14 protein-coding genes are annotated in these 18,927 nt (G+C 67.0%); 9 read left to right on the top strand and 5 right to left on the bottom strand.

Annotated features, from left to right (window positions below; genetic code table 11):
* Position 1 precedes the first annotated feature (1 nt).
* Both treY and glgX read right to left on the bottom strand, forming a co-directional pair.
* Complete coding sequence (gene treY, locus AC59JP_RS20155; protein WP_497327568.1) at positions 2 to 2,344, bottom strand: malto-oligosyltrehalose synthase; 2,343 nt, start codon at positions 2,342 to 2,344, stop codon at positions 2 to 4.
* A gap of 9 nt (positions 2,345 to 2,353) precedes the next feature.
* On the bottom strand, positions 2,354 to 4,678 hold the full coding sequence (glgX, locus tag AC59JP_RS20160) for a glycogen debranching protein GlgX (protein ID WP_497327569.1): 2,325 nt from the start codon (positions 4,676 to 4,678) through the stop codon (positions 2,354 to 2,356).
* 195 nt (positions 4,679 to 4,873) lie between these two features.
* Between glgX and car the strand changes: the two genes are divergently transcribed.
* Positions 4,874 to 8,404 (top strand): carboxylic acid reductase, encoded by a 3,531-nt coding sequence (gene car / locus AC59JP_RS20165; RefSeq protein WP_497327570.1) that lies wholly within the window; start codon positions 4,874 to 4,876, stop codon positions 8,402 to 8,404.
* Between the two features lie 4 nt (positions 8,405 to 8,408).
* Here car and AC59JP_RS20170 read toward each other — a convergent pair whose 3' ends face one another.
* Positions 8,409 to 8,990 (bottom strand): TetR/AcrR family transcriptional regulator C-terminal domain-containing protein, encoded by a 582-nt coding sequence (locus tag AC59JP_RS20170; protein ID WP_497327571.1) that lies wholly within the window; start codon positions 8,988 to 8,990, stop codon positions 8,409 to 8,411.
* Between the two features lie 57 nt (positions 8,991 to 9,047).
* Between AC59JP_RS20170 and AC59JP_RS20175 the strand changes: the two genes are divergently transcribed.
* Entirely contained in the window at positions 9,048 to 9,635 is a 588-nt protein-coding gene (locus AC59JP_RS20175; protein ID WP_497327572.1) for a DUF2567 domain-containing protein, read from the top strand.
* Here the strand turns inward: AC59JP_RS20175 and AC59JP_RS20180 are convergent.
* Entirely contained in the window at positions 9,598 to 10,293 is a 696-nt protein-coding gene (locus AC59JP_RS20180) for an NUDIX hydrolase (RefSeq protein ID WP_497327573.1), read from the bottom strand. The two genes, AC59JP_RS20175 and AC59JP_RS20180, sit on opposite strands and share 38 nt — an antisense overlap.
* Positions 10,294 to 10,436: 143 nt before the next feature.
* Between AC59JP_RS20180 and nadA the strand changes: the two genes are divergently transcribed.
* From nadA to nadC, 3 genes are read left to right on the top strand one after another with little or no spacing between them, the layout of a single operon-like run.
* Positions 10,437 to 11,477: a quinolinate synthase NadA gene (gene nadA, locus AC59JP_RS20185; RefSeq protein WP_497327574.1), complete on the top strand. Its 1,041-nt coding sequence runs from the start codon at positions 10,437 to 10,439 to the stop codon at positions 11,475 to 11,477.
* Positions 11,474 to 13,039 carry an L-aspartate oxidase gene (locus AC59JP_RS20190; protein WP_497327575.1) on the top strand — a complete coding sequence of 522 codons (1,566 nt, stop codon included), beginning with the start codon at positions 11,474 to 11,476 and terminating at the stop codon, positions 13,037 to 13,039. Before nadA ends, AC59JP_RS20190 begins: the two co-directional genes overlap by 4 nt.
* Entirely contained in the window at positions 13,039 to 13,905 is an 867-nt protein-coding gene (gene nadC / locus AC59JP_RS20195; protein ID WP_497327576.1) for a carboxylating nicotinate-nucleotide diphosphorylase, read from the top strand. The genes AC59JP_RS20190 and nadC overlap by 1 nt, the downstream gene beginning before the upstream one ends.
* Here nadC and aztD read toward each other — a convergent pair.
* Complete coding sequence (aztD, locus tag AC59JP_RS20200; RefSeq protein WP_497327577.1) at positions 13,902 to 15,116, bottom strand: zinc metallochaperone AztD; 1,215 nt, start codon at positions 15,114 to 15,116, stop codon at positions 13,902 to 13,904. The two genes, nadC and aztD, sit on opposite strands and share 4 nt — an antisense overlap.
* A 182-nt stretch (positions 15,117 to 15,298) precedes the next feature.
* On the opposite strand from aztD, the gene AC59JP_RS20205 reads away from it, so the two are divergent.
* The 4 genes from AC59JP_RS20205 (at position 15,299) to hisB (ending at position 18,893) form a co-directional block, all read left to right on the top strand.
* Positions 15,299 to 15,766 (top strand): SRPBCC family protein, encoded by a 468-nt coding sequence (locus tag AC59JP_RS20205; protein ID WP_497327578.1) that lies wholly within the window; start codon positions 15,299 to 15,301, stop codon positions 15,764 to 15,766.
* A gap of 66 nt (positions 15,767 to 15,832) precedes the next feature.
* Positions 15,833 to 17,173 (top strand): histidinol dehydrogenase, encoded by a 1,341-nt coding sequence (gene hisD / locus AC59JP_RS20210; protein ID WP_497327579.1) that lies wholly within the window; start codon positions 15,833 to 15,835, stop codon positions 17,171 to 17,173.
* On the top strand, positions 17,170 to 18,282 hold the full coding sequence (locus tag AC59JP_RS20215; protein ID WP_497327580.1) for a histidinol-phosphate transaminase: 1,113 nt from the start codon (positions 17,170 to 17,172) through the stop codon (positions 18,280 to 18,282). Before hisD ends, AC59JP_RS20215 begins: the two co-directional genes overlap by 4 nt.
* Positions 18,279 to 18,893 carry an imidazoleglycerol-phosphate dehydratase HisB gene (gene hisB, locus AC59JP_RS20220; protein WP_497327581.1) on the top strand — a complete coding sequence of 205 codons (615 nt, stop codon included), beginning with the start codon at positions 18,279 to 18,281 and terminating at the stop codon, positions 18,891 to 18,893. Before AC59JP_RS20215 ends, hisB begins: the two co-directional genes overlap by 4 nt.
* The last annotated feature ends 34 nt before the right edge of the window (positions 18,894 to 18,927 follow it).

Consider the following 18,927-nt stretch of genomic DNA (forward strand, 5'->3'; position numbering starts at 1 on the left):
GTCAGCGCACCAGTAGCGCGACGGGTAGTCCTTCGAAGAGATCCTCGAGCTGCACGGTGCCGGAGAACTTCCGCGATGTCAGCCGGTCGGTCCACTCGCCCTCGGGCAGTGTCACCGTCGTCTCACGCCAGCCGGTGTCGTACATCGCGAGGCTGAGCCGGCTCGCGAGAGCGAGAACGTCGGGTTCCGCGTTTTGCGGACCGCGAGCGAAGCCGACCAGGTGTTGCGCGGAATCACCGTCCGCGACGATCGGCGCGTACGTGCCACCGACGAAGCTGGACGGGCGGTCCCGTCGCACCGTCGCCGCATGACGAGTGACCCACAGTTTGGCTGCGCCCGAGTCGTCGATCGCGGGCAGTGATGTGACCGACTCGAGCAGTTCTCGGCGCGCGGTGTAGTCCACGTCCCTCCGGTTGTCGGGGTCGACGAGGGAGTCCTCCCACAGCTCGGTGCCCTGATAGATGTCCGGAATGCCGGGGCCCACGAGGTGAAGCAGCTTCTGCCCCAACGAGTCCGACCACGCATGCGGCGCGATGTGCTGTACGAACGTCGTCACCGACGCGGCCACGGGACCGCCCAGGACAGCGTCGATCCAGGTGTGCATCGCCGACTCGAAGTCGTCGTCCGAGTCGTTCCAGGAGGTGAACAACCCGGCTTCCCGGACCGCCTTCTCGGCGTAGTCGTGCAGACGCGAGCGGTACTCGTCGGTGATGGCGCCGTCCGCCGGCCAGGTGCCGATGATGTTCTGCCACAGGAACAGTCCGGTCGTACCGTTCGGGCTCGGTGCCACGGCCTCCCAGTCGGCGAGGCACCTGGTCCACAGGTCGGGGACCTGTGACAACACGGCGATGCGGGCGCGAACGTCCTCGCCGCGCTTCGTGTCGTGTGTGGAGAGGGTGGTCATGGCGGCGGGCCACAGCCGGGCTCTCTCGGCCAGTCGGATGTGGAACTCGGCCACGGATCGGCCGAACTGCGCGGGATCGCCGCCGACCTCCTGCAGGGAAATCAGGCGCGACGTGCGGTAGAACAGGCAATCCTCCACGCTCTTGGCCATCACCGCTCCGGCCACCTGTTGCAGGCGTACCGATGCTTCGCCGCCGATGGCGATCGCGGCGGCGATGCCGGTCAGGGCGTCGGACAGCGCGGGCTGCTCCTCGGCGACGGTGGCGACGAGGCCGGCGAGGGTGCCCGCCAGCGGGCCGTAATCGGAGCGGTACGCGGGCATCCGGGCGACGATCTCGACGACCGCGTCGCGTGTCGCGGCCGCATCCGTCGGCCGGCCCGTGGCCCTCGCCACCGCGGCCACCAGACGGTCGACTTCGGCGGACAGTCCGGTTTGGGCGGTGGTGCGTTTGATGTCGAGCTCGGTGGCGTGCAGCCATGCGCGGTCTCCGGGGTTGCCGGTGAACGTCGTCGACAGTTGTTCCAGCGCAGTGGCTCCCGCCGGATCGACGAACACGCCGCCGAGGTCGGAGAGCGCGTCGTATCCGGTCGTACCGTCGACGGGAAGCGCCGGATCCAGGGGCTCGGTTCCCGTCAGGATCTTCTCTATCACCAGCCAGGAGTCGTCGCCCATCAGCGAGCGCAGACGCGTCAGATAATCTGCGGGAGCGGCCAATCCGTCGGGATGATCGACCCGCAGGCCGTCCACGAGGCCGTCGGTGAACCAGCTGCGCACCTCGGTGTGCGTGGCGTCGAACACCGCCGGATCTTCCTGTCGGACGCCCGCGAGATCGCTGACGGTGAAGAAGCGCCGGTAACCGATCCGACCCGTCTTCCATCCCACGAGTCGGTAAGCCTGGCGATCGTGCAGTGCCGCAGCGTCTTCCGAGCCGTCGTCGGTGGCGGGATCGATGGGGAAGCGGTGATCGTAGTACGCGATCATCGCTTCGTCGCCGGAGCGATCGACGGTGAGCTCGGCGATGTCGTCGTCACTACCGAGGACCGGCAACGCGATGGTGTCCGCGGTCCAATCGATGTCGAACCAGTCGCGGTACTCGCTCGCCCGGCCGAACTCGAGCACGTCCCACCAGAACGGGTTGTGCCGAGGAACGGCCACGCCGAGGTGGTTCGGCACGATGTCGACCACCACACCCATTCCGCGGGCGCGGCATTCGCTCACCACGTCCTCGAACTGCGCTCGGCCACCCAGGGCTTCCGACACCGACCTCGGGTCGGTCACGTCGTATCCGTGAGTCGAGCCTTCGGCTGCGGTCAGGATGGGGGACAGGTACACGTGGGAGACGCCGAGCGCGTGGATGTAGTCCACGACCCCGGCTGCATCGGCCAAGGTGAATCTGTCGCCGCGTAGTTGGAGGCGGTACGTGGACGTGATGGCAACCATGGCGTCCTATTACCCAGTTTTGCGCAGCACCAACAGTGACCTTGCTTCCACGGCGACGGCCGTGCCCGCGACGATCGTGCGATCCTCGAGCCCGGTCGGTGTGGCGGTGTTGAGCGCCACCGTCCATTCCGATGCGTATTCACCGTCGACGGTGGTGAAGTCCAAGGGCTCGTGGTGGGCGTTGAAACACAGGTAGAAGGTGTCGTCGACGACTCGGTTGCCGCGAACGTCCGGTTCCGGAATGCCCTCGCCGTTGAGGAAGACGGCGAGCGATTTACCGAATCCGCTGTCCCAGTCCTCCTCCGTCATCTCCTCGCCCGCCGGCGTGAGCCAGGCGATGTCGCGCGTCTGGCCCAGTTTGCGAATGGGTCGGCCCTCGAAGAAGCGTCGCCGACGAAAGACCGGATGGTCGTTGCGCAGCGCGATCACGTGTGCGGTGAAGTCGACCAGATCGGCGTTCTTCTCGGCCAGCGACCAATCCACCCACGCCAGTTCCGAATCCTGGCAGTAGACGTTGTTGTTGCCCTGCTGGGTGCGGCCCATCTCGTCGCCGTGCGCGAGCATGGGCGTTCCCTGGCTCAGCATCAGAGTGGCCAGCATGTTGCGAATCTGCCTGGCGCGCAACGACACGATCTCCGGATCGTCGGTGGGGCCCTCGACGCCGCAGTTCCACGACCGGTTGTGGCTCTCGCCGTCGTTGTTGTCCTCACCGTTGGCGTCGTTGTGCTTCTCGTTGTAGGACACCAGGTCCGCCATGGTGAAGCCGTCGTGCGCGATCACGAAGTTGATGCTCGCGCCCGGACGCCGACCGGTGTTCTCGTACAGATCGGACGACCCGGTGAGGCGAGATGCGAACTCGCCCAAGGTGGCCGGCTCACCGCGCCAGTAGTCGCGGACGGTGTCGCGGTACATGCCGTTCCACTCGGTCCACAGGCTCGGGAAGTTTCCTACCTGATACCCGCCCTCGCCGACGTCCCACGGCTCGGCGATCAGCTTGACCTGGCTGACCACCGGATCCTGCTGCACCAGGTCGAAGAACGCGCTCAGTTTGTCGACGTCGTGCAGCTCACGAGCCAGTGTCGACGCCAGATCGAAGCGGAATCCGTCGACGTGCATCTCGGTGACCCAGTAACGCAGCGAGTCCATGATGAGTTGCAGCGTGTGGGGATGCCGGACATTGAGGCTGTTTCCCGTTCCGGTGTAGTCCATGTAGAAGTACGGATCGTCGTCCACGAGGCGGTAGTACGCGGCGTTGTCGATTCCGCGGAACGCGATGGTCGGCCCCATGTGATTGCCCTCGGCAGTGTGGTTGTAGACCACGTCGAGGATGACTTCGATACCCGCCTCGTGGAACGAACGGACCATGGTCTTGAACTCCGAGACCGCCGAACCTGCCAGCGCGGACGATGCGTACTCGTTGTGCGGAGCCATGAAACCGAACGAGTTGTAGCCCCAGTAGTTGCGCAGACCCTTGTCCAGCAATGTCTGATCCTGCATGAACTGGTGCACCGGCATCAGTTCGATGGCTGTCACCCCGAGCTTCTCGAGGTGATTGATGATGGCCGGATGACCCAGTCCCGCATAGGTTCCGCGCATGTCCTCCGGGATGTCCGGGTGCGTCATCGTCATGCCCTTGACGTGCGCCTCGTAGATGACCGTCTCGTTGTACGGCCGCCGCGGCGAGCGGTCGTTCTGCCAGTCGAAGAACGGATTGACCACGACGGTCGTCATCGTGTGACCGAGCGAGTCGTGCTGCGGGAAGGAGCTGTCACCGGTCACCGGTTCCGGAGCCTCGACGGGGGCGGGTTCCTTGACGGGTGCGGCCACGGTCGGGACGTTCGCGCGGGTCGCGTCCACCGTCATGGACGCAACTGCCGAGCCCGCGGGTCCGGCCGGGTGTACCTCGCCGGGGTGAATCTCGGCCGGATCCGGGGCGTCCGGCTTCTGCGCGGGAATGTCGATGTCGTAGCTGAACAGCGACCGGTCACCGTCGAAGGCGCCCACGAACGCTTTGCCGTACGGATCGAGAAGGAGTTTGCTGGGATCGCATCGCTGCCCCGCACCGGGGTTCCACGGTCCGTGTACGCGATATCCGTAGCGCTGGCCGGGCTGAACCGACGGAAGATAGGCGTGCCAGACGTATCCGTCGACCTCGTCGAGCCGGACGCGGGTTTCCGTTCCGTCCGGATCGATAAGGCACAGCTCCACCTTCTCGGCAACCTCGGAGAAGATCGCGAAATTGGTGCCCGCGCCGTCGTAGGTCGCACCCAGCGGGTAAGCACTACCGGGCCATGTGGGGATCACGAGTGGGTCGGTGGTGCGGTCGACGGACATGGTGGAAACCCTATCCCGGCCTCGGCCCGGGCGACGCTTCGGCGCAGTTGCCGCAGGTCACGTGGCCCGAACGAGCCCGCGAGAGGCACATCGAGGGGGTGGTGCTTGTCACATCGATCCGATCGGCCGAGGACCCCGAATATAGTTAGCGTTACTCATTAACACATCTAAAGACTTGGTAAACGAGGGGGCATCGTGACGATCGACACGCAGCTGGATACCGAGATCTCCACAGAAACACTGCATTCGGCGGACGACCGCGAGGAGCGCCTCGCGCGCCGGACGGCAGAGCTGTTCGAAAACGACGAGCAATTCGCCGCCGCCATGCCGCGGCCCGACGTGGCTCGCGCCGCATCGGAGCCGGGATTGCGCCTGGCCGAGGTCGTCGAGACCGTCCTGACCGGTTACGCCGACCGCCCCGCGCTGGGGCAGCGCCGCCGCGAGTTCGTCACCGATTCCGCTACCGGTCGAACCTCGATGCATCTGCTCGACGACTTCGAGACCACCACCTATCGCGATCTGCAGCGCAGGGTTGCCGCGATCGCTCGCTCGTGGAGCGACGACATCGGTTCCGTTGCAGGCTCGTTCGTGGCAATTCTCGGATTCACGAGCAGCGACTACACCGCGCTCGACCTCGCGTGCATTCGCCTCGGCGCCGTGTCAGTCCCGCTTCAGACGAGCGCGCCGGCCGCGCAGCTGGCGCCGATCATCGCCGAGGTGGCACCCACCGCCTTCGCGGTGAGTATCGACCAGCTGGACACCGCGGTGGACGCCATCGCGCAGGGCACGGCGCCCGAGCGCGTGGTGGTGTTCGACTATTACCCGGAAGACGACGACCAGCGCGAGGCGTTCGAGGCCGCCCGCGACCGGCTTCCGGCCGGCGTTGTTCTGGAGTCCCTCATCGAGGTCGTCGAGCGCGGATCGGCGGGTGATCCGCCGCCGCTGTTCGTACCCGAGGAGAACGACAACCCGCTGGCCACCATCTTCTACACGTCCGGCAGCACCGGCGCCCCCAAAGGTGCGATGTACACCGAGCGGATGCTCGTCACACCCTGGTTGCCGTCCACCCTTCTCGACCGGCGTCACGACGAGACCATCCCGGCCATCCACATCAACTTCATGCCGATGAGTCATCTGTACGGGCGGCACTGGCTCGCCATGACGTTGGCGTCGGGCGGAACGGCCTATTTCGCAGCCAAGAGCGACCTCTCCACACTCTTCGACGACATCGCGTCGATCCGTCCCACGGCCTTCAACTTCGTACCTCGGGTGTGCGACATGGTGTTTCAGCTCTTCCGCAGCGAGGTCGACCGCCGCGCCGGGGAGAGCCTCGGTGACGCCGAACTCGAACGACAGGTCAAGAAGGACATTCGCGAACGCGTTCTGGGAGGCCGAGTGCTGACCGCGACGTGCGGCACCGCCCCGTTGTCCACCGAGATGGCCGACTTCGTCTCGTCGTGCCTGGACCTCGACCTCGGTGAAGGATACGGCTCCACCGAGGCCGGAATGGTGTTGGTGGATCAGGAAATTCAGCGCCCGCCGGTGATCGACTACAAACTCGTCGACGTCCCCGAGCTCGGATACTTCGCGACGGACACCCCACATCCGCGGGGTGAACTGCTGCTCAAGACCGAATCGATGTTCCCCGGCTACTACAAGCGACCGGAGATCACGGCCGAGATGTTCGACGCCGACGGGTATTACATGACCGGCGACGTCATGGCCGAGGTCGGCCCCGACCAGCTCGTGTACGTCGACAGGCGCAAGAACGTGCTCAAGTTGTCGCAGGGCGAGTTCGTGGCGGTGTCGAAGCTCGAAGCCGACTACGCGAACAGCCCACTGGTGCAACAGATATTCGTGTACGGAAACAGTGCGCGCTCGTACCTGCTGGCGGTGGTCGTACCCACCGACCCGAACGTCGACAAGAACGCGATCCTGCAGTCGCTCCAGTCCATCGCGGCAGCAGAGACTCTCAATTCGTACGAGATTCCCCGCGACGTCATCGTCGAGACCGAGCCGTTCACTCAGGACAACGGGCTGTTGTCCGGTGTCGGAAAGTTGCTGCGGCCCAAGCTGAAGGAACGGTACGGGGACAGCCTCGAACGGCTCTACTCCGAACTCGCGGACGGTCAGGAACGCGAAATGCAGTCCCTGCGAACCAGCGACCCGGACGGTCCGGCCCTGGACACCGTGGTGCGCGCGGCGCGTGCGCTCCTCGGGTGCGCGGAGGCGGACGTCGTTCCCGACGCGCACTTCACCGACCTCGGCGGTGACTCGTTGTCTGCGCTGACGTTCTCCACGCTGCTCCAGGACATCTTCGAGGTCGAGGTGCCCGTCGGGGTCATCGTCAGTGCGGCCAACGACCTGAGCCGTCTCGCCGACTACATCGACAGCGAGCGCCGAACGGGTGCCAAGCGACCGTCGTTCGCCTCGGTACACGGGGCGGGCAGCACGTCGGTCTCGGCAACGGATCTGACGCTGGACAAGTTCATCGACGAGGGCACCCTGCGGGCGGCCCCGTCTCTGCCCCAGCCGAGCGGTGACCCCCGCACGGTGCTCCTGACCGGTGGCAACGGGTACCTCGGCCGCTTCCTCTGCCTCGAGTGGCTTGAGCGTGTCGCGAAAACCGGCGGCACAGTGATCGCGCTGGTGCGCGGAGCGGACGCGGCCGCCGCCCGCCGCCGACTCGACGACGCTTTCGACAGCGGCGACGACGAGTTGCGTGCGCACTACGCGGATCTGGCGGCGAAACACCTCGAGGTGATCGCAGGCGACATCGGCGACGACAACCTGGGACTGGACCCGCAGACCTGGAAGCGCCTGGCGGACACCGTCGATCTGATCGTTCACCCCGCAGCGCTGGTCAATCACGTCCTGCCGTACAACCAGATGTTCGGACCGAACGTGGTCGGCACCGCCGAACTGATCCGAATGGCGTTGACGTCGAAGATCAAGCCCGTCGACTATCTGTCCACGGTCGCCGTCGCATCGCAGATCGACCCGTCGACGTTCGAGGAGGACGGAGACATCCGGATCGTGAGCGCTGAACGGGTGGTGGACGATTCGTACGCGAACGGATACGGCAACAGCAAGTGGGGCGGCGAAGTTCTTCTGCGGGAAGCGCACGATCTCTGCGGTCTCCCGGTTGCCGTCTTCCGGTCGGACATGATCCTCGCTCACAGCACCTACGGCGGTCAGCTCAACGTTCCGGACGTGTTCACCCGTCTGATCCTCAGCGTCGTGGCGACCGGGATCGCACCGGCCTCCTTTTACACCGCCGACGCGTCACAGGCCCACTACGACGGTCTCCCCGCCGATTTCACCGCGGCAGCCATCGCGGAACTCGGCGGTCACATCACCGAGGGACACGTCACGTACGACGTCACGAATCCGCACGACGACGGAATTTCCCTGGACACGTTCGTCGACTGGTTGATCGATGCCGGGTACCCGATCACCCGCATCGACGACTACGACGAATGGTTCTCCCGCCTGGACACCGCAATCAGGGCGATGCCGGAAAAGCAGAAGCAGCACTCGCTGCTTCCGCTGATGCACGCATACGCCCAGCCGGCGGAACCCGCTCCGGGATCCGCAATTCCGGCGGAGGTGTTCAGATCTGCGGTTCGCCGCAACGAGATCGGTGCCGACCGGGACATTCCGCATCTCTCGCAGGAGCTGATCGTCAAGTACGTCACCGACCTGACGAAGCTCGGACTGCTCTGAGCGGTCAGCGCAGCGCGTGGACGCGGTGGCGCACACCGTCGAGAAAGAGTTCGAGGCCGAAGCCGAATCGCTCTGCAGCCGAGGGCGATTCGGCCAAGGGTGACGCGGACTCGGTGAGCGCCCCCGCGGAGTCCAATTGCAGTCGTGCCTGTTCGTCGAGGGCGGCGCCGAGTACGTAGTACAGCAGGGTGTCGGCAGCGGAGGACGAGTCCGAGGCACCCAGCCCCGCCGCGGCCACGGTCTCGCTCACCTGGTCTCGAACCGTGGACGTGACGGTCCGGGCCGAGAGGCTGGACGCGACGACCTCGGCTCCGTCACGGTGCGCCAGCAGGGCGTCGCGCAGACGGTGGGCCACTTCGCCGACGCGCGCGTCCCACGTGGACGTCGTGAGCGGCTTACCCACCGGCGCGAGAACGAGATCCGACACCGCGCCGAGCAGCGCCTGCTTGTTCGGGAAGTGCCAATAGAGTGCGCCGGGCCCGACACCGAGAGAGGCGGCGAGACGGCGCATCGTCAGGTCGGCCAGACCGTACTCGTCGAGAATCGCCATAGCGCCGACGACGACGTCCTGCCTGCGCAACTGCATGGCGACCACCATAACGCGGCGCCCGTCGCGTGCCGGGCCGACAGTAGTGTGGTCCGGGTGACTGTGGTGCAGGTGAGACATGCGGCGCGTCGACCGATACCGATCCTGGTGGCAGCGGTCGTGATCGTCAGCGCCCTCGCCGGTGCGGTGTGGGGTGTACTGGCGCCCACGGAGCACCTGATGGTGGTCGAGGAAAACCGCGGGATCCTGCTGACCGGGGAGAGTGCGCACCGCTTCGACGCACTCGCGTTGTTCGTGTGCATGTCGATCGCGCTGGGTGCGGTCACCGCGGTCGGGAGCTGGATCGTCACGGCAGTCCGCGGGCCTGCGACGACGATCGCGCTTGTCGCGTCGTCGCTGGTGGGTGCCGTCGTCGCTGCCGGTGTGGGGTTGGGTGTCGGACGCTTGCTGCATCCACACGCCGTTTCCCCGCCGGTGGGCGATGTCATCTCGTTCGCACCCGGACTGTCCACGCCCGTCGCGGTTCTCGTGCAGCCTTTCGTCGTCGCTCTCGTCGTGGTGGTACTCGCTTCGCTCAGCCGGTCGGACGATCTGCGCGGTGACGTCGACGAGAGCATGGAGGACCACGAGAGCGCGAGATCGGACCTCAGTTCGGTGGACGCAGAGCCGCAAACTCGTCCGTGACACGCAGGGCCGATTCGCGAAACCGATAGAGGGTGGGCGGGCGCCCACCGGACGGGCCCGGGGGAGCGGTGGTGCCGGTGGATTCGAGCACCCCGCGCCGGCTCAGTACGCGCTGAAGGTTGGTCGTGTCGACCTGGTAACCCAGTGCGGCGCAGTAGATGTCGCGAAGGGTGGACAGAGTGAACTCCGTCGGCGCCAGCGCGAACGCGATGTTGGTGTACGACAGCTTGGCCACAAGCCTGGTGCGCGCGTGCCGCACCATGGTGCCGTGATCGAAGGACATGTCGGTCAACGCCGACACGCGGTGCCACGCGGTGTCGACGGGCAGCTGCGGATCGGCCACGATCGGAACCAGACCGAGAAAGGTGGACGCGATGCGCCGCGGCCCCGGTGCCCGGTCCGGATCCGAGAACACCGACAGCTGTTCGAGGTGCGCGACTTCGCGCACGTCGACCTTCTCTGCGAGCAGACGGCGGGCCGACGTCGGCAGGTCTTCGTCGTCGGCCAGGGTGCCTCCGGGTAGCGACCACGTGCCGCTCTCGGGGGAGCGCGCGCGCTGCCACAACAGGACTGCGAGCTCGGCCGGTTCGCCCTCGTCGAAGACACGGACTTGGAACACGACACTGAGCACTTCGTGGACGGTGCTACGATGTGACATGTTTTCGATCATAAGTCGAAAACCTCCACAGGAGAAACCGCCGGTCGAACTGGGGCCGGTCGCAAGGTGCCGGGCAGGCCGGAGGCCGGTCGCAGGTTGACGGGCAGGCCGGAGGCCGGTCGGACAAGGTGAAGGAGAGGGCCATGGCGACCACGACGTTATGGGCAGGTGGGCTGTCGCAGATTCACGACGGACCGGGCGGATACAGCGGAATCGAGGCCGGCCCGGAGTGGGCGGCGGAGATCAAGCGGCTGGCCCGCGAACGCGGAGCGACGATCCTGGCGCACAACTACCAGCTTCCGGCCATCCAGGACATCGCCGACCACGTCGGTGACTCGTTGGCGCTCTCGCGCATCGCGGCCGAAGCGGCGGAGGACGAGATCGTCTTCTGCGGCGTGCACTTCATGGCCGAGACCGCCAAGATCCTGAGCCCCGACAAGCGGGTGCTGATCCCGGACGCGCGCGCCGGGTGCTCCCTCGCGGATTCGATCGACGCCGACCAGCTTCGCGAGTGGAAGTCCGAGCACCCCGATGCCGTCGTGGTGTCGTACGTCAACACCACGGCCGAGGTCAAAGGTCTGACCGACATCTGCTGCACGTCGTCCAACGCCGTGGAGGTCGTGGAGTCCATCGACCCCGACCGCGAGGTGCTCTTCCTTCCGGACCAGTTCCTCGGCGCCCACGTCAAGCGCGTCACCGGCCGCACCAACATGCTGATCTGGGCCGGCGAGTGCCACGTTCACGCCGGCATCAACGGCGACGAGCTCACCGCTCGGTCGAAGGCGTACCCCGATGCCGAGCTGTACGTACATCCCGAATGTGGTTGTGCCACATCCGCTCTGTACCTCGCCGGGGAGGGGTTCGTCCCGGAGGACAAGGTCAAGATCCTCTCCACCGGCGGCATGCTCGACGCGGCGCGGACGACGGGAGCCAAGCAGGTCCTGGTTGCCACCGAGATCGGCATGCTGCACCAGCTGCGCAAAGCTGCTCCCGGCGTCGACTTCCAGCCCGTCAACGAACGAGCGTCCTGCCCGTACATGAAGATGATCACCCCCGCCGCACTGCTGCGGTGCCTCAGCGAAGGCAAGGACGAAGTGCACGTAGACCGGGCGGTCGCAGACCGCGCTCGCCAGTCCGTGGAGCGCATGATCGCGATCGGCACACCCGGCGGCGGCGGGGAATGAGCACCGGCCTCTGGGAGGTCGACGCCGACCTCGTGGTCGTGGGCGGCGGGGTGGCCGGGCTTGCCGCGACCATCGAGGCCGCTCGCAGAGGTCTGCGCGTCGTCACGATCGCGAAGGCCGACCCGGGCCAGACGTCGACGCAGTACGCGCAGGGCGGGGTCGCGATCAGTCACGGAGACGACATCGCGTCGCACGTGGCCGATACCTGCGTGGCCGGCGCCGGTCTGTGCCACGAACCCGCCGTGTGGTCGATCCTCTCCTCGGGAGAGGCGGCGCTCGATACCCTCGTCGGCCTCGGCGCACGTTTCGACACGAACGCGGACGGTTCGCTCGCGCTGACTCGCGAAGGTGGACACGCGATTTCGCGCATCGTCCACGCGGGCGGCGACGCCACCGGCGCCGAGGTGCAGCGTGTCCTGTCGTCCTCGGCAACCGCAGTGCTGATCGGGACCACGGCCGTGCGGGTGCTGACCGGAGCGACCGGTGCGGCCGGAGTACTGGTGACCTCGGAGCATGGCGTCGGCGTCCTGCGTGCGCCGGCGGTGCTCTTGGCCACCGGCGGCCTCGGTCAGCTCTTCGCGTGCAGCACCAACCCGGTGGCCGCGACCGGTGACGGTGTCGCCATGGCGCTGCGTGCCGGCGCGAGCGTGTCGGACCTCGAGTTCGTGCAGTTCCACCCGACCGTGCTGTTCGACGCGCACGGCCTCGGTCGGCGTCCGCTGATCAGCGAGGCCGTGCGCGGCGAGGGCGCTCGCCTCGTGGACCTCGCCGGTCGATCCGTCATGGCCGGCGTGCATCCGCTGGGGGACCTTGCACCTCGCGACATCGTCTCGCGAGCGATCGCCACCCGCCTGCGTGAGAGCGGCGGCGATCACGTCTTGCTCGACGCACGCGGAATCGACGACATCGCACAGCGATTCCCGACGGTCACCGCGTCGTGCCTCGCCGCGGGAATCGACCCGTCGGTCGACCTGATCCCCGTCGCACCGGCGGCGCACTACTCGTGCGGAGGCGTCGCCACCGACGTGCACGGCCGCACCTGTGTGCCCGGCCTCTACGCCGCGGGTGAGGTCGCACGCACCGGCCTGCACGGAGCGAACCGGCTCGCGTCGAACAGTCTCGTCGAGGGCGCCGTCGTCGGTCGGCGGGTGGGCGCGGCGGCCGCGGAGCGGCGGGGGATCGTCACGGACATCGATGCAGACCAGGTCGACGACGTGGCGTCCGGCCGATGGACCGAGAAAGCGTTGCCGCGCAGCGTGCTTCAGGCCACGATGACCGAGCGTGGCGGCGTGGTGCGCGACGGTGACGGGTTGCACGCTGCCGCAGACGTTTTCGACACAGCGCCGCAGAGAATCCTGGCAACGGGCGCCGACGTGGAGGACGCGGCACTGACGCTGGTGGGCACCGTCGTGATTGCGGCCGCTGCGCTGCGTACCGAGACACGCGGAGCTCACACGCGTCTCGACTTCCACGGCCCGGATCCGCGTCAACAGCACAGCACCGTGTTCGGTCTGGATGCGGGCGGCGCCGTGTCGGCGCTGGAGATGGCGGGAGTGGCGTGATGAACGAACTGGGACAGACGGGCATGGATCTCGACGAGGTTCGCGGGGTCGTGCGCACTGCGCTCGACGAGGACCTTCGACTGGGCCCCGACATCACGACGCTGGCCACCGTGGCATCAGATGCGAGAACCACCGCGTCGGTCGTCTCGCGCGCCCACGGCACCGTTGCCGGCATCGACGTGGCAATCCTGGTGCTCGACGAGGTCATCGGGCCGGACCGCTACGAGATCGTCTCGCGCGACACCGACGGGTCTCGCGTCGAGCCGGGGCACGCCGTCCTGACGGTCGACGCTCCGACACGGGAGCTGTTGACCGCCGAGCGCACCATGCTGAATCTTCTGTGTCATCTGTCGGGCATCGCGACGGCCACCTCGGAATGGGTTGCGGCCGTGGACGGTACGGAGTGCGTGATCCGGGACAGCCGCAAGACTCTCCCCGGGCTGCGCTCTCTCCAGAAGTACGCCGTGCGGGCCGGCGGCGGCGCGAACCACCGGATGGGCCTCGGCGACGCCGCGTTGATCAAGGACAACCACGTGGCTGCGGCCGGCGGAGTGGTGGCAGCACTGCGCGCGGTCCGTGCCATGGCCCCGGACATCGCCTGCGAGGTCGAGGTCGACACCCTCGAGCAACTCGACGAGGTGCTCGCCGAGGGTGTCGACCTCGTACTGCTGGACAACTTTCCACTGTGGCAGACGCAGATGGCGGTGCAGCGACGTGACAAGAACGCACCGACCACCCGACTGGAGTCCTCGGGCGGTCTGACCGTGGGCGTGGCCGGTGACTACGCCCGCACGGGTGTCGACTTCTTGGCCGTCGGTGCGCTCACCCACTCGGTCACGGTCCTGGATCTGGGTCTCGACTTCTAACCGGTGACCCCGGTCAGCTCGTTCGGAACGTGGCTCAATTCGGCAGTGGCCGTGACCCTTCCGGTGACGACGTCGACTGCGTGCACCGTCGACGTGGCGGGATCGGTCACGTAGGCGATCCCGTCCGCAGCGAAGAGTGTGGGTCGCGGTGACTGCCATTCGTCGGGCTCGGTCCACGCACCGATCACCGGGATCGTCCGCGTTACTGCGGCGGTCTGCGGGTCGACGACGTGGATCGCGCCGTCGGTACCGAGGATCAGTGCCTCACCAGCCGGTCCTCGGCCGAGCGATCGGAACGTGTAGCTGGTGCCGAGGTCGACCAATCTCGTCGTCGCAGTGGCCGTGTCGGTGATCGACACCCGCGTCGGCCGCTCGAGTTCTGCGTCGCGGTCGGTCTTGTAGTCCCCGAGGACGTATTGCGACGTCTCGTCACCGGCTTGATTTCCGATGCGCCCGTAGCGGTCGGGGCTCTGTGCCTTGGTGAACGACCCGTCGCGGTACACCACCAGGCCGTCTTCGCAGCCGAGAACGACGGTGTAGTCCGCTGCGATCGCTTCACCGTGGACGCCGGGGCAGGAATCGGTGCGGGCGCGTTCGCGACCGTCGCTGCTCGTCACCACGACGCCGCTGCGCTCGTCCTCGGTGCCGACGGTGGTCAGCATCGATCCGTCGCCGAGCTCGACGGCGACGCCGTGATGGGGGTCGGGTGTGCGTCGAGTGTCGGTGGGCGGCGGGCCGTCCGCCAGGTCGGCCGGATCGAACGAGGTCACCTCACCCGTGCCGTCGTCGAACAGGACGGTTTTGCGCGCGTGCCTGACTACGTGGCCCGGCTCCTCCGCCGCGAACGTGATGTCGGTCATCGCCGGTTCCGAGGTGTAGTGGTGCGCGTGGTCGCCGTGCTCCCGCGACCATGTGCCCGCGTCGAGCACGTCGAATCGGTCTCCGGCACTGACGATCACGTGTCGCCCGTCGCCGGCCGGGTTCAGGCGTACGAACCCGCTGGCGGGGGTGTCGCCGACGGTGGCGAGGGTGGCCGCGTCGAGAACCATGATTCCCCCGTCGTACGAGATCGCCAATCGCGGTGTCGGCGAGGAGTTCTCGGACTTGTCGGCGGAGGGCTCGGGCGGGGGCTCGGCGGCGTTCGACGAACATCCGGCAACGAGGGCGATGCAGGCTGCGGTGGTCAGCAGCGCGCGAGAGGTGGAGGTCATGGTGTGACTGTCTACGGCTTAATGTAAATGATTGTCAAAGTCGAAAAGGTGCATATGTCCGTCGCGCCAGGACTGGTCATGTTCCGGCAATGTTCACGGGTTGCACCGTGTGAGTTCTGCTGCAACCAGCCCAGTCGACCCGGCCAGAGTTTGTCCACACCCGACCCGGGTACACCGTCGTCATGGCAACAGTGACGAATGTGGACAAGGGCAAGCACGCCGTTTCTCGTAAAGTGACCGTCGCCACGGATGCGGACACGATCTTCGAGATGGTGGTCGACCCGCACCGGCACGGTCAGCTCGACGGCTCGGGCACGGTGAAGGACAACGTGAAGGGCCCGACTCGGCTGGGCCCCGGCGACAAGTTCTCCGTCGGCATGAAGCAGTACGGCGTCCCGTACAAGATCACCAGCACCGTCACCGATTTCGTCGACGACGGTGAGCGCAAGGTGCTCGAGTGGCAGCACCCGATGGGGCATCGCTGGCGCTGGGAGCTCGTCCAGACCGGGCCCAACACCACCGAGGTGACCGAGAGCTTCCTCTACGACACGGCGCGGAGTCCGAAGGTTCTCGAGCTGCTGGGCCAGCCCAAGACCAACGCCAGGGGCATCACCGCGACGCTCGAGAAGCTCGCAAACGCGTACTCGTAAAAAATGCGGTGACGCGTACTGGATAATCGGACCGTCAGCTTTTCCGGTTCCCGAAAGGTACTCGTCATGACTGCCCGCACCGAGCTCCGCCGCGTCGACCTTCGCGGTAGCTCTCCGTCCACGGCCGAACTCAGGGCCGTCCTCCCGCGAGGTGGAGTGGACGTGAACTCGGTGCTGCATCTGGTGCAGCCGATCGTGGACGACGTCCGGACGCGCGGCACCGATGCCGCCCTGGACTTCGGTGAGAAGTTCGACAAGGTGCGACCGGGTACTGTCCGCGTTCCCCGGGAGGAGCTGGTCAAAGCCCTCGAGAACCTCGATCCGCAGGTCCGCGAAGCATTGGGCGTCGCGATCGACCGCACGCGCAAGGTGCACGCAGACCAGCGCCGGACGGACAGCACCACCGAGGTCGTACCAGGTGGGAGCGTCACCGAGAAGTGGATTCCGGTCGATCGCGTCGGCCTGTACGTGCCGGGCGGAAACGCGGTGTATCCGTCGTCCGTCGTGATGAACGTCGTCCCCGCGCAAGCGGCCGGCGTCGCGTCGCTCGTCGTCGCTTCCCCGCCGCAGGCCGAGTTCGGGGGATTGCCCCACCCGACCATCCTCGCCGCGGCACAGATGCTCGGGGTGGACGAGGTGTGGGCGGTCGGAGGTGCCCAGTCCGTCGCGCTCCTCGCGTACGGCGGAACCGACGTCGACGGTGCGCCCCTGGATCCGGTGGACATGATCACCGGGCCCGGCAACGTCTACGTCACCGCGGCCAAGCGGATCTGCCGAGGCGTCGTGGGCATCGACTCCGAGGCCGGCCCCACCGAGATCGCCATCCTCGCCGACCACACCGCCGATCCGGTGCACGTGGCCGCCGACCTCATCAGCCAGGCCGAACACGACGTGCTGGCGGCCAGCGTCCTGGTCACCACCTCGGTCGAGCTCGCGGACGCCGTGGACGCGGCCGTGCTCGATCAGTTGCAGATCACGAAGCACTCCGAGCGGGTCGCCACCGCGCTGTCCGGCGAGCAGTCGGGAATCGTGTTGGTCTCGTCCGTCGACGACGGCCTGCGAGTGGTCGACGCGTACGCGGCCGAGCACCTCGAGATCCAGACCGAGGACGCCTCCACCGTGGCGCACCGCGTTCGCAGCGCGGGCGCCATCTTCGTCGGCCCCTGGGCGCCGGTGAGCCTCGGTGACTACTGCGCCGGCTCCAATCACGTGCTGCCCACCGCGGGCTGTGCGCGTCACTCGTCGGGGCTGAGTGTGCAGACGTTCCTGCGGGGCATCCACATCGTCGACTATTCGCAGGACGCACTGAAAGACGTTGCTCGCCACGTCATTTCCCTTGCCAATGCCGAGGACCTTCCTGCGCACGGTGAAGCCGTGCGGGTCCGCTTCGAGAGCCTGCGCCCGTGACGGCGCCGGGAACGGGAACGACTCTGGGCGATCTGCCGATCCGCGACAACCTGCGAGGACGGTCGCCGTACGGGGCTCCGCAGCTCACGGTGCCGGTGCAGCTCAACACGAACGAGAATCCGCACCCGCCGACTCCCGCTCTCGTGGCCGACGTCGCCGAGTCGGTCCGTGAGGCGGCAACGCAGCTGCACCGGTATCCAGACCGCGACGCGGTGGCACTTCGGCAGGATCTGGCGGCCTACCTGACCGAACGGACGGGCGTCTTCGTCACGCACGAGAACGTCTGGGCGGCAAACGGTTCGAACGAAATCCTGCAGCAGTTGATGCAGGCGTTCGGTGGGCCGGGGCGCACAGCACTGGGATTCGTTCCGTCGTACTCGATGCACCCCATCATCTCGGCGGGGACACAGACCGCGTGGCTCGACCTGACCCGTCGACCCGATTTCACGCTGGACGTCGACGCCGCGGTGGACGTCGTCACGGAGCAGAAGCCGGACGTCGTGTTCGTCACCAGCCCCAACAACCCGACCGGCCACAGCCTCGGCCTGGAGGACCTGCGCCGCATCGCTCGGGTGGCCACCGGGATCGTCATCGTCGACGAGGCCTACGCAGAGTTCTCCAGCGCGCCCAGCGCACTGGAACTGATATCGGAGTTTCCGACACGTCTGGTCGTCAGCCGCACCATGAGCAAGGCTTTCGCCTTCGCCGGCGGGCGTCTCGGATATCTCGTGGCGTCCCCGGCCGTCATCGACGCGCTGCTGCTGGTGCGCCTTCCGTACCACCTGTCCGTGGTCACGCAGGCCGCGGCGCGTGCAGCACTGCGGCACGCGAACGACACGCTGGGGAGCGTCGACGAGCTTGCGCGGCAACGAGACCGGGTAGCTGCCGCCTTGAGCGACCTCGGTTTCGACGTCGTTCCCAGCGACGCGAACTTCCTGTTGTTCGGCCGATTCGCCGATGCGCCGCTCACCTGGCAGCACTACCTCGACCGCGGAGTGCTGATCCGCGACGTGGGTATCGAGGGGTACCTCCGCGTCACGATCGGTCTCGCACACGAGAACGATCGCTTTCTTGCCGTCAGTTCCGAACTTGCACAGGAGATCTCGTGACCCCACGCATTGCGCGTATCGAACGAACCACCAAGGAGTCGTCGATCGTCGTCGAGCTGAACCTCGACGGAACCGGCATCGTGAACGTCACCACCGGGGTGCCGTTCTTCGACCACATGCTGACCGCCCTGGGCACGCACGCCAGCTTCGATCTGGACGTCAAGGCCACAGGCGACATCGAGATCGAGGCACACCACGTGGTGGAGGACACCGCGATCGTCCTCGGGCAGGCGCTCGCCCAAGCCCTCGGCGACAAGAAGGGCATCCGTCGTTTCGGCGACGCGTTCATCCCCATGGACGAGACCCTCGCGCACGCGGCGGTAGACGTGTCCGGGCGCCCGTACTGCGTGCACACCGGGGAGCCGGAGCACATGCTGCACGCCGTCATCGGTGGATACCCCGGAACCCCCTACGCGACGGTCATCAACCGGCACGTGTTCGAGTCGATCGCGTCGAACGCCCGCATCGCCCTGCACGTACGGGTGCTCTACGGTCGCGATCAGCACCACATCACCGAGGCCGAGTTCAAGGCGGTGGCCCGGGCGCTCCGAGTCGCCGTGGAACCGGACCCGCGGGTGTCCGGCGTGCCGTCGACCAAGGGTGTTCTCTGAGTTCTGACGGGCAGTCGCTGCTGCGGCTCCCCGG

This window comes from Rhodococcus sp. 320_ES (genome assembly GCF_059691855.1).

Coding starts and splice junctions, on each gene's coding strand:
- AC59JP_RS20180 (WP_497327573.1), bottom strand. CDS start 10,293: ATGTCACATCGTAGCACCGTCCACGAAGTGCTCAGTGTCGTGTTCCAA.
- aztD (WP_497327577.1), bottom strand. CDS start 15,116: ATGACCTCCACCTCTCGCGCGCTGCTGACCACCGCAGCCTGCATCGCC.
- AC59JP_RS20170 (WP_497327571.1), bottom strand. CDS start 8,990: ATGCAGTTGCGCAGGCAGGACGTCGTCGTCGGCGCTATGGCGATTCTC.
- AC59JP_RS20205 (WP_497327578.1), top strand. CDS start 15,299: ATGGCAACAGTGACGAATGTGGACAAGGGCAAGCACGCCGTTTCTCGT.
- nadA (WP_497327574.1), top strand. CDS start 10,437: ATGGCGACCACGACGTTATGGGCAGGTGGGCTGTCGCAGATTCACGAC.
- hisD (WP_497327579.1), top strand. CDS start 15,833: ATGACTGCCCGCACCGAGCTCCGCCGCGTCGACCTTCGCGGTAGCTCT.
- AC59JP_RS20190 (WP_497327575.1), top strand. CDS start 11,474: ATGAGCACCGGCCTCTGGGAGGTCGACGCCGACCTCGTGGTCGTGGGC.
- treY (WP_497327568.1), bottom strand. CDS start 2,344: ATGGTTGCCATCACGTCCACGTACCGCCTCCAACTACGCGGCGACAGA.
- nadC (WP_497327576.1), top strand. CDS start 13,039: ATGAACGAACTGGGACAGACGGGCATGGATCTCGACGAGGTTCGCGGG.
- glgX (WP_497327569.1), bottom strand. CDS start 4,678: ATGTCCGTCGACCGCACCACCGACCCACTCGTGATCCCCACATGGCCC.